8 protein-coding genes are annotated in these 10,947 nt (G+C 42.7%); 4 read left to right on the forward strand and 4 right to left on the reverse strand.

What is annotated here, in order from left to right:
• The 4 genes from IE164_RS13250 to IE164_RS13265 form a co-directional block, all read right to left on the reverse strand.
• Positions 1-1,317 carry a toxin-antitoxin system YwqK family antitoxin gene (locus IE164_RS13250; protein ID WP_189630705.1) on the reverse strand — a complete coding sequence of 439 codons (1,317 nt, stop codon included), beginning with the start codon at positions 1,315-1,317 and terminating at the stop codon, positions 1-3.
• Positions 1,318-1,370: 53 nt separating this feature from the next.
• Positions 1,371-2,549 (reverse strand): acetyl-CoA C-acyltransferase, encoded by a 1,179-nt coding sequence (locus IE164_RS13255; RefSeq protein WP_189630706.1) that lies wholly within the window; start codon positions 2,547-2,549, stop codon positions 1,371-1,373.
• A gap of 176 nt (positions 2,550-2,725) precedes the next feature.
• Positions 2,726-3,664 (reverse strand): hypothetical protein, encoded by a 939-nt coding sequence (locus IE164_RS13260; protein ID WP_189630707.1) that lies wholly within the window; start codon positions 3,662-3,664, stop codon positions 2,726-2,728.
• Positions 3,661-4,629 (reverse strand): vWA domain-containing protein, encoded by a 969-nt coding sequence (locus IE164_RS13265; protein ID WP_189630708.1) that lies wholly within the window; start codon positions 4,627-4,629, stop codon positions 3,661-3,663. The genes IE164_RS13260 and IE164_RS13265 overlap by 4 nt, the downstream gene beginning before the upstream one ends.
• Positions 4,630-4,827: 198 nt before the next feature.
• On the opposite strand from IE164_RS13265, the gene IE164_RS13270 reads away from it, so the two are divergent.
• The 4 genes from IE164_RS13270 to IE164_RS13285 all read left to right on the forward strand — a co-directional run bounded on the left by IE164_RS13270 (position 4,828) and on the right by IE164_RS13285 (position 10,831).
• A complete protein-coding gene (locus IE164_RS13270; protein WP_189630709.1) occupies positions 4,828-5,358 on the forward strand; it encodes a hypothetical protein in 531 nt (176 codons plus the stop codon).
• Positions 5,359-5,500: 142 nt separating this feature from the next.
• Complete coding sequence (locus IE164_RS13275) at positions 5,501-7,870, forward strand: PAS domain-containing protein (protein ID WP_189630710.1); 2,370 nt, start codon at positions 5,501-5,503, stop codon at positions 7,868-7,870.
• On the forward strand, positions 7,863-8,519 hold the full coding sequence (locus IE164_RS13280) for a response regulator (protein WP_189630711.1): 657 nt from the start codon (positions 7,863-7,865) through the stop codon (positions 8,517-8,519). The genes IE164_RS13275 and IE164_RS13280 overlap by 8 nt, the downstream gene beginning before the upstream one ends.
• Before the next feature lie 827 nt (positions 8,520-9,346).
• Positions 9,347-10,831, forward strand: coding sequence for a sensor histidine kinase (locus IE164_RS13285; RefSeq protein WP_189630712.1), 1,485 nt, complete (start codon positions 9,347-9,349; stop codon positions 10,829-10,831).
• Positions 10,832-10,947 lie beyond the last annotated feature (116 nt).

Raw genomic sequence — 10,947 nt, forward strand, 5'->3', positions numbered from 1 at the left:
TTAATTTTCTGTTGTGCTCATTAACTGGCCTCGGGAATAGGTTTCTGTTTTGAGTAGTTTTTGCTCTTTGTTGTAATAGGTCCAGGTGCCTTGTTTCACATCGTAGAGGTGGTTTCCCTTTACTTTTACTTCGCCCGATTCAAAATATTCGTAGTATCTGCCCGATTTCTGACCATTGAGATAGTTGGTTTCCGTATGCTTCTTGCCACTGGCGTAATAGGAAGTTTCTACTCCTGTGTTGCGTCCATATATGTATGGGACAGATTTTACGAGCTGTCCTTGTTCATTGTAGAACTTAACCAGTCCGTTTATATGGCCTGACTCGTGTGGGGTTTCAGTTTCTACCTGACCATTTTCATAGTAGGTCTTCCAGGTTTTGGCCTTTTTTCCATTTACATATACTTGTTCGGTTTTTAATTGGCCAGACTTATAGTATTCTCGTAGCACCCCATCTTTGGTAATGCGGGTGTAGTTTTCTACCCACATTTTCTCACCGGTTTCGTAGTAGGTTGTGTTAATTCCTGTTTTTGCTCCTTTCTGAAAGTGCTGTACTTCTTTGGGAGCACCACTTTCATAGTAGGTTTTTCTCACCCCATCATTTATTCCGTCTATGTAGGAGCCTTCTTCCAGCAGCTGCCCGTTGGGGCTGTACTTCTTATAGGCTCCGTTTTTGTAACCGTTTACATAGCTGTAAACGCCTTCTTTCTCTCCGTTGGAGTAAAAGGTTTCGTAGGTGCCGTTAATTACGCCATTGCTGTAGGTGAAAACAGAAGAGGGTTTCCCATTGGCGTAGTAGGTTTTGGCCGGTCCGTTTTGCTTCCCGTTCAGGTAGGTGAATTCTTGCTTTATGTTGCCATTGTGAAAATACTCAATAGCAGGCCCATTGGGAATTCCGTTGGTAAAGGTGGTTTCTCCTTTAAGTTTACCATCATCGTAGAAGGTTTTAACCTTTCCATTCAAAACGCCATCTATGTAACTGCCCTTTTGAATAGGTGCTCCGTTTTTTGCGTAGACCTCAAAAGGGCCTGTTTTCTTACCATTCTTATAGGTGGTTTTAGAGAGTGTCTTGCCGTCTTCATAATATTCTATGAAGAGCCCCTGAGGTTTTCCTTCAACAAACTCACCCTTCATGGCAATTTCTCCCTCTTCATAGTATCGGGTGTATGAACCGTGAATTTTGGTGGTGTCTCCATCAAGAATAGTGTAAACCTCTTTTACATTTTTAAACTCGGGAGGGTAGAATTTCTTTATAGTATCTTGACCATAGACGTACTGAACCGCGAGAAAAGCAATGATGTTGAAGATTGATCTTTTCATAAAAAAAGCCTTACGTAAAATTACGTAAGGCTCAGGTATTTAGTATAGTAATCCTACATTTTCTCGATAACAATGGCCGAAGCTCCGCCACCACCATTGCAAATACCGGCTACCCCAATTTTGCCATCGTTTTGTTCCAATACATGGCAAAGAGTGGTTACAATACGGTTTCCTGAGGCTCCCAGCGGGTGGCCGAGTGCCACGGCTCCACCATTTACGTTCACCTTGGCACTGTCTAGCTCCAGGGTTTTGTTGTTGGCAATAGCTACTACTGAAAACGCCTCATTAATTTCATAGAAATCTACCTCTTCTTTAGATACTCCGGCTAGTTTCATGGCCTTAGGTATGGCCAACGCAGGGGCTGTGGTAAACCAAAGCGGATCTTGCGCTGCATCGGCAAAACCACGGATTTTGGCCAGTGGTTTTACTCCCAATTCTTCGGCTTTTTCTTTGCTCATGAGCACCATGGCCGAGGCTCCATCGTTTATCGTAGAGGCATTGGCGGCAGTAACTGTGCCTTCTTTGGAGAATACCGGGCGGAGAGCCGGTATTTTATCGAAGAATACATTTCTGAATTCTTCATCTTCGTCCATAATTACAGGATCGCCTTTTCTTTGCGGAATTTCTACGGGGATAATCTCACTTTTGAATTTGCCTTGCTCTGTAGCCGCGGCAGCTCTTTTGTACGAATTAATGGCATATTCATCTTGTTCTTCGCGAGAAATGTTCATTTCTCTGGCGGTGTTGTCAGCACAGTTGCCCATGGGGAATCCGTTGTATACTTCCCATAAACCATCTTTTAAGAGTCCGTCTACTAACTCACCATTACCATATTTGTATCCGTAGCGAGCCTTGGGTATGTAATAGGGTATGTTAGACATGCTTTCCATACCACCGGCTACTATTACCTCTTGTTGGCCGAGCATAATGGACTGTGCCGCGAGCATAACCGACTTCATTCCCGAAGCACACACTTTATTGATGGTAGTGCAGGGTACTTCGTGGCCGATGCCGGCACCAAGGGCTGCCTGACGAGCCGGAGCCTGTCCTAAGCCGGCCGAAACTACGTTGCCCATAAAGACTTCCTGAACTTGCGATGCAGCCACACCTGCTTTTTCCAAAGCACCTTTAATAGCTATAGAGCCTAGCTGAGTAGCCGAAAAACCGGCTAGTTTGCCTCCAAAACTACCAATTGGTGTACGTGCTGCAGAAACAATATATACTTCCTTCATATCTAAATTATAGTTTTCCTAACGAGTGTTAGCAAAGATAAGAAATAGGCTCAAGATTGAAAGGAGAATGAAAAGGAGATGTCGGGTATAGGATTTAGTTAAGAAGTACTCATTTCCCACAAACCTTTAAAATTGAGAAGCTTTGTGGTTGAACTACCGGCCGGTCGTCAATCAACTTACCAGTCTGGTTTGTCAGAGTCTTTCTTCTGGGTGGCCTTTCTCTTCTTTTGTTGCACATACTGGATCTCATTGTTTTTCATGGCCTCCAGTATCATTTGAGCCTTTTCTAGCGGAATGTTCATTTCCTTCAGCTTCTCCATGAGCTTTTGCATAGGGTCATCTTTTTGCTCACCCTCTTTTTGCTCTTGTTGTTCTTGCTGTTGTTTATCGTTTTTTTGCTGCTCCTGCTCTTGCTGCTCTTTGTTCTGATCGTTCTTTTGCTCCTGATCTTGTTTTTTTTGCTGATCTTTTTGGTCTTTCTGATCCTTGTTCTGTTGATCTTGCTTTTGCTCTTGTTGCTGATCTTTCTTTTGGTCTTGCTGTTGCTGCTCTTGTTGTTGTCTTAGCAGTTTTTTCAGCAGCTCATAATTGTATCGGGCTTGTTCGTTAGAAGGGTTTTTGAGCAAGGCATTCTTAAAATTGCTGAGGGCAGAGTTCATAAAAGACTCTTTTTCATCGGGCGATTGCTCACTCATTTTGTAGGCAATTATACCCAGCTGATTGTGGGCCGAAGAAGCAAGAACTGGCTCTGCTGCACCGGCAACGGTTTTGTAATTTTTATCGGCAATATCAAAATAGCGAAGGTCTCCGCTAATGGCGCTTAACTGAGCACTGTCTTGCACCTGGGTTTTGCCGCTGCTTATGTCGCTCAATAAGCCCATGTTGTCTCCCCCATATGACAGTAAATAGGCTGCATGGGCTAGGTTTAAACGGGCCTTATAGTCTTCTACTTCTAAACTATCGAGCAGAGATACATAGGCCGTAACAGCTTCGGCATACTGGCCTGTTTCGTAGGCTTCTTTGGCCGTACGCTTAAGCTTGTTCGATCGGGCAATTTTATTTACCGGATCTGTAACCCCTCCCAGTATAATCAATAAGCTGATAATGTATTTCATATCCTTAATGTCTTTCTTCTAATGAGCGCATCCAGAGCCAAAAGCACCAGCGCACCCAGCACGAAATAATAAAACTTATTGGCCGAGGCATCGATCATTCGGGCATCGCGCAATTCGCCCTCTACTTCATTTATAGCCCTAATGAGTCGAGCTACATCGTTTTGATTTTCATTGATTTCGAAGTATTTGCCACCGGTATCAACGGCCAGTTTTCTTAACGATTTGGAGTTGAGCTTTGTTACTACCTCCTGCCCATTTCTGTCTCGTTTAAAACCATTGGCCTGCCTTATTTTAGAACCTGTTTCTGTTCCCACACCAAGAGCAAACAACTGAATGCCACTTTTTACAATCTCTTTGGCAGCCTCATCAGTTTCATCGCCAAAATCTTCTCCATCGCTAATCAATAAAACAATCTTTGCCTTTTGTTGGGTAATGGGCGATTCAGAATCTTCGAGCTTGTCTAAAGCCATTCGTAGGGGAGCACCAAAATCGGTTCCTGCGTTGGGCACCAGGCTGGTGTTGAGAGTGCTGATGAATAAACTAAGCGCACTCTGGTCGTAGGTAAGAGGACATTGTACAAAGGCTTCGGAGCTAAAAATAATCAGGCCAATGCGGTCAGAACTAAAGGCGTCTACAATGTTTTTAAGTTCAAATTTAATTTTCTCCAGTCGGGTAGGTTGAATGTCGAAGGCGTTCATAGATTGCGATAGGTCTACCGCTATATATATATCCTTACCCTCCGACTTCACCTCTTTAGTGGTTTCTCCAAAAGAAGGGCCCAGCAAGGCTATAATAAGCAAGGCCATGGCCATGCTACGGAGCAAAATCTTGAAAACGAGCGGTCGAAAGGAGGTTTGTAGCCTCCTGGCCACCATGAACATTCGAATAATATATGCGGAGTAGGCAATTATGAATATGCCTATAAATACCCACTCTGTTGTTCCAATACTTTTAAACCAGGTCATATTTCAGAAAGCCAAATATATAGAAGTATACCTTTATATATAAGCCACTCATCAAGTGTGGCCATTTAGTGGGTGTTAAAGATTGTTAAGGCTTGCTAAATCGACAACTAGGTGTTACACCTATTTTTTAAATCTAAGGAAATATACCTACTAAAAGGCTTTGGGGAGGCTCTACATTTGAAACATAAGTAAAGCATTATGAAAACGCTCAAAACCTTTTTCGCCTTCTTTGTTTCGCTACCCTTATTGTATTTGCCGGTAGAGCTGGCACTGGGTGAAAAATCGGCTGATGCGAATGCGCTAACTAGTGAGCAGGTGGCCTTCGACTCCCATAGCTTCTCGGCAGGAGAGTGGATGACCAGCAATTTGGCACTGGTTAATGAGCAGGCGAAAGTTTCTAAAGAGCACTTTACTTATGAAGAACTTGAAACCGTAAAGCCCGAAGGTTGGGAACTTCCCACAATGGAGCAGGCTGTTAGTTTACTAAAAAGCATGGGATTCAACCAGAGTTCAGGATATATTCCTTCTGACTATTATAAGGTCAACTGGCAGTATTCAGGCTATGTAGACCCAATTTTGGGCAAAGTAAATGAAGGCGAGAAGCTTCTGTTGTGGGTTAAAGACAATGGTCAGCACAACTACATTTCCATTAGCAAAGACAATTTAGAATTCACCCCTGGAAAAACACTGGCACATGCCAGACTTTCGGCCAGGCTGGTAAGAAATTAGCATATACATTTAGTGTTTTGGTTAAAAGGGGCTTCTCAGATGGAGAAGCCTTCTTTGTTTATATAGCTTAATCTTTACTCGATTTAGCACCGATTATTCTTGGAATTGCATAAATTTAATCCTATTCCTACCGAGTGATCTCATGGCTCAATCCAAGATTGACGATTTTATTTTAGGCGTAGTGAATGCAACCAATTCGCTTATAGCTTCCAAACTGGAAGAAGGGATTCAGATTGCCCTGGATACCCTGTGCGATCATCTCGACATTAGTTCATCTTTTATTTACAAAAACCATAGAAACGAGAACGGAGAGCTCCTAAGCTCCATTAAGTATTTTTCGAGCAAAACCGTGATTCCTGAGCGAGTTGCTCGCAATCAGGATGTTCCTCTTTATCGCATGGAGAAACTAAGCAAGGAATTGGCAGCCGGCAGACCTTACATGTTGGTTTACTCTGACAGCGACAGCGAACTAAGGGCGCATATGGGGTTAGACCATACGAAACTCGTGGCTTTCTTTCCCATAATAGTAGATGACGATTTTTGGGGAGCCATAGGCTTTGCTGACTTTAGCAAAGAAAGAAAACTGTCAGAGCCGGAAAAGCAATTACTCATGACTTTGGCCAATGCAATAGCCGGTTCTATCAGGCGAGAAAGGCTCGAGTCCAATCTGGAACAGTTGGTGCAGCAACGTACAGCAGAGCTTCAGGACCACAAACTGCGGTTTCAGTTGGCGCTGGAAAGTACACAAAATGGTTTTTGGGACTGGCTGCCACAAGAAAACAAGATTTTCTGGTCTAAAAACATGTACGACAACCTGGGCTACGAACCGGGCGATCTTCCCGATTTGATTGAAGGCTTCTATGACCTCGTTCATCCGCACGACAGGGCAGAGGCCAGGCGAAGATTCAATAACTATCTCCAAAATAAAGTGCCCTACGAAATGGAATTCAGGTTGAAGAAAAAGGATGGTAGTTACCGATGGTTTCTTTCAACTTGCAAAGCTGTTTGGGACGAAGAAGGCAAACCCATTCGTGTGGTGGGAAGCCATGCCGATATTCATACCCGCAAGGTAAGTACCGAGCTGTTGGCTCGACAGGAAGAAAAGTTCAGAACAGTTATTCGCACCGACCCCAACCCTTTATTTCTCGTTAACAAGCGAGGTAAAATAGTGCTGCACAGTAAAAGGTCGTGCGAGGTGTTTGGCTATTCGGATGAGGAACTCAACGGGCTTAATGTACTGCGATTGTTGCCTCCCGACAAACGAAGCAAGTACAAGCAACTACTCAACGACTTTTTAACCAAACCCCGAACTCAGGTACTTGATTCTACTGCTGAGATAAAGGCCAGAAAGAAAAACGGCCGACTATTTTGGATAGAAATGGGCTTGAGCCCGGTGAGTATTGACGGTGAAACCATGGTGTTGGCTGTGTTGACCGATGTAACCCGAAAACGAGAGGCTGAGCTAAAGCTCAAAGAAAGTTACCGGCAAATGAATAACCTCATAAATAACTTGCCGGGGGTGGTATATCGCTGCCGAAACGATGAGTCATGGACCATGGACTATATCAGCCCGGCTTGTGAACAAATTACAGGATACAGACAGGAGGAGTTTTATGGCGATCCGGCCATTACAACTTTTGGTAACTTGATTATACCAGATGACAGGGATGAGGTTTGGGAGCATGTGCAGCGTTCGGTGAACGATCAAAAGCCTTTTCGGATGACATACCGAATAAAGGATAAGCAGGGCAGAATAAAGTGGATATGGGAACAGGGGGTAGGTGTGTTTGAAAACGATATGCTGGTGTGGCTGGAAGGCTGCCTTTTCGATGTGACCCCTATTATTAGAAATCAGGAGAAAGTTCAGCAGGCTATATACAGTACTGAAGACAAAGAACGCAGAAGGATTGCTTCAGATTTGCACGATGGTGTACAACAAACCCTGGGGGTTAGCTATATGAATCTTAAGCATCTGGATGAGGAGGTCGCAAAGTTTTCGGAGGCACTACAAAAGAGATACTACAAAAGCCTTAAGTATTTAGAGCAGGGTATTAAAGAAAGTCGCAATATTGCCCATCAGCTATTGCCTAAAGATGTAGAGGAACTGGGGCTTGTAAAAGCCCTGGAACAATTAATTTCCGATACCATTAATGGCAACGGCACCGAGGTTGAATATTATACCAATATTACAGCAAGACTACCGGCCGAGGTAGAGCTAGGGTTGTATCGGGTAGCCCAGGAAACCCTAAATAATATAATGAAGCATGCCAAAGCCAGTAAGATTAGTGTGCAGCTCATTAAAACGGCCGATGAAAACGTGCAAATGATGATAGAGGACAACGGTGTGGGTTTTGATAAAAACAAACTAGATATTTATAAAGAAGGATATGGCCTGACAAGCATGAAAAACCGGGTATGGTCAATGTCTGGTAGGCTATCAGTAGATAGCAACCCGGGAAAGGGTACTTGTTTGGTGGCCATTATTCCAGCAAAGCTTAAAGTATATGAATAAGTCAATTCGCCTTTTTGTGGCCGATGATCACCCTATGATTTTAGAAGGATTGGTCTCCTTTTTAAGCCAAATACCAGAGTTTAAAATTTGTGGCACAGCCTCCAATGGTCTGTTGGCCTACGAACAACTTAAAAGTCTGGAGGTAGACATACTGCTCACCGATATTCAAATGCCCCAGCTCAATGGTATTGAACTGGTTGAACGGTTGATTGCCGAAAATAGGGATGTGAAGGTAATAGTACTCACCATGTTCAATGATGTGATCTTCGTAAAACGCCTCTTGCAATTGGGGGTTATGGGCTATGTATTAAAAGATGTTGGGAAAAATGAGTTAAGGCAGGCCATTGAAACCGTATATAAGGGAGGGCAGTTTTACTCCTATGAAATTACTGAGATAATGATGAGCAAGCTCAGGGGAAATGGAGTAGGTTTTAGCCTAAAAACTGACCTTACCGATAGAGAGAAAGAAATTTTGCAGCTCATTTTAGAACAAAAGAGCAATAGAGAAATTGCCGATCAGCTATTTATTAGTGCCCGAACGGTGGAGGCTCATAAACGAAACATGTTAGAGAAAACCGGTAGTAAAAATCTGGCCGGGCTCATCATTTACGCAATCGAAAACGAGATTTTCAAGAAAAACAATTCTTAGTAAAAGCAAATCTAGGTGTTTCACCTATAGAAGAGTTAGGTGTTTCTCAGATGTTTGTGAAAAGTAAGTCCCCTTACTTTGTAAATGTGATCAAGGGAGGGCGCAAAGAGGCCAATAACCAAAGATATGATCAGACTGAATTTTACTCTGCGCTCCCTGAGATTACATTTTAGAAATCTCCTTTTCACCTAGATTGACTGTAGCTAAGGCGGACTCTATGTCTTAAAAAAAGAGCATTGTCAAATGCGGTTTTCCAAAGACAAACAATAACAAACATAAAGACATCAGTTGGGTACTTTGTGTGAAGTTGGTTCATCGATCCGACACGAAAGATGATTATTTAAGTAGAGTTGATAGTTAAAGTGCCGCAGAGGTTGTCTTAAGAGTGTTATCTCTTTCTTCCGGAAATGAGCTGCACGCTTAAGGCAGCCTCTGTTTTTTTTGGACAAATTTCTGCTATCGAGTAGAAGAACAATTTTTAAATAAACGCTGGTAATCGGGTAAAACTTTGCTCCATACAAGTTCTTTATCGTAATACTCTAGATGTGCGGCCTGGCCGTGGTTAAGATAATAACTTGTTCTTTTTCGGGGTTTCTGTTGCTTAATTTGAGTAATTAAAGCATATCGCTACATCTTCGGTAATTGGTATTGTACAATCCAATCAGATGCATTTAGGGCTATCGCTTTTCAGGGAAAATATCGCTATTATTGAGATTGTCTCACACCACTTTCACGCAATAGATTATTAGCACCGTTCGAGGTTTGTCTATTATGGAACACCCGGGTAGGGTTCCATCAATCCATTATGTATGAACAAAAATGAGTTGATGAATAAAAGAGAAGTGGATAATAATGTAAATGAGTCATTACAGGTATACAAAGACCTTTTCGATAAAATCGATTTGGGTATTGCCAATTTTTACGTTCGAAGAACTGGCAAATCCATAAAATCAGTGTGCTTTCATGTGATCAACCCCAGCTTTGAAGAACTTCTGCAGGTGGAGTCAGCAACAATACTTGGTAAGTGGTTTCCTGAGAAAAAAAGAAATGCCTACGACTCTCCTTTTCATTGGCTCATTAGTCGGCTTGGTGAACCACGAGCAGAGAAGTCAAAGTTTACCCATTTCTTTAATTCAGTAAACCGCTGGTGTACCGTAGAAATAATTCCCCTGCAAACAGACTACTACGGACTCATACTAACCGATGAAACGGAAAAAGTAAATATGGATACCTCCATTCAGCATCAGTTGGAGGTACTGAAGAGAGTTGGAGAACACCTGCATGTGGGTGGTTTTGAATATGACCTTTTAAGCCATACCATGTACTGGTCTGACGAAATGTTTACGATCCATGAGTTAGACATAGGCGAGGCACCAGACCTGGAGCAGACACTAAGCTTCTATACCTCTGCCGATCGCCCCAAACTTAGAGAAGCTCTTAAAGCCGGTCTGGTAGATGGTACTCCTTTCGATTTGGAACTGGAGATAATAACTGCCAATGGCAACAAAAAACAAGTGCGTATTTTTGCACAGCCCATATTCAGGCACAATCGGTTGGTGAAACTTGGTGGAGGAATATTAGACATTACTGTGTTGTACAAAAATCAGCACGAGCTCAATCAGCTCAACCGTGAGCTGGAGAGATCCAACAAAGAACTGGAGGAGTTCGCTTACGTGGCATCGCACGATTTACAGGAACCCATCAGAACCATTTCGGCCTTCACCGAACTTTTAGTAACCCGCCTGGGAACCAATCTGGACGATAAATCTCAAATGTTTGTGGAGTATATTTTGGGAGGAACCAGCAAGATAAAACGCATGATCAATGACTTGTTGGCTTACTCCAGAGTAAATACTTCCAAGAATCCTTCGGTTGTATTTAGCACTCAAACGGCTCTGGAAAATGTGTTGGAGCTATTGCGCAAAAAAATATATGAACACAATGCTACCGTAACGTACTCGTCCATGCCGGAAATATCCTTTCAGCAGAGCCTTTTTGAGAGGTTGCTCATGAACCTGATAGACAATGGGTTGAAGTACAATAAAAGTAGTAAACCCAAAATTCATATTGAAGCTTTAGAATCGTCTGGGTTTGTCACTTTTTCCGTAAAAGATAATGGTATTGGTATCCCGGAAATTTACAAAAACGATGTGTTTGTAATCTTTAAGCGATTCGCGGGCGAAGAAGTGCAGGGTTCAGGCATGGGGCTGGCTATAGCTCATCGCATAATTTCTAAGGGAGGTGGAGATATATGGTATGAATCTACTGAAGGAGAAGGCACCACATTCTTCTTTAAGCTACCCAAAAAATAGTTCTGAATGTTTTTTTGACCATTTTATAGATTTTTCAGTGGGCTGGCTTGTCTTTAGGAGTGTTTTAAAAACTACGTGAATCACCTACATCCATTACACAGAGAATCACATACAGG

This window comes from Roseivirga thermotolerans, from assembly GCF_014653175.1.
GTDB classification, from domain to species: domain Bacteria; phylum Bacteroidota; class Bacteroidia; order Cytophagales; family Cyclobacteriaceae; genus Roseivirga; species Roseivirga thermotolerans.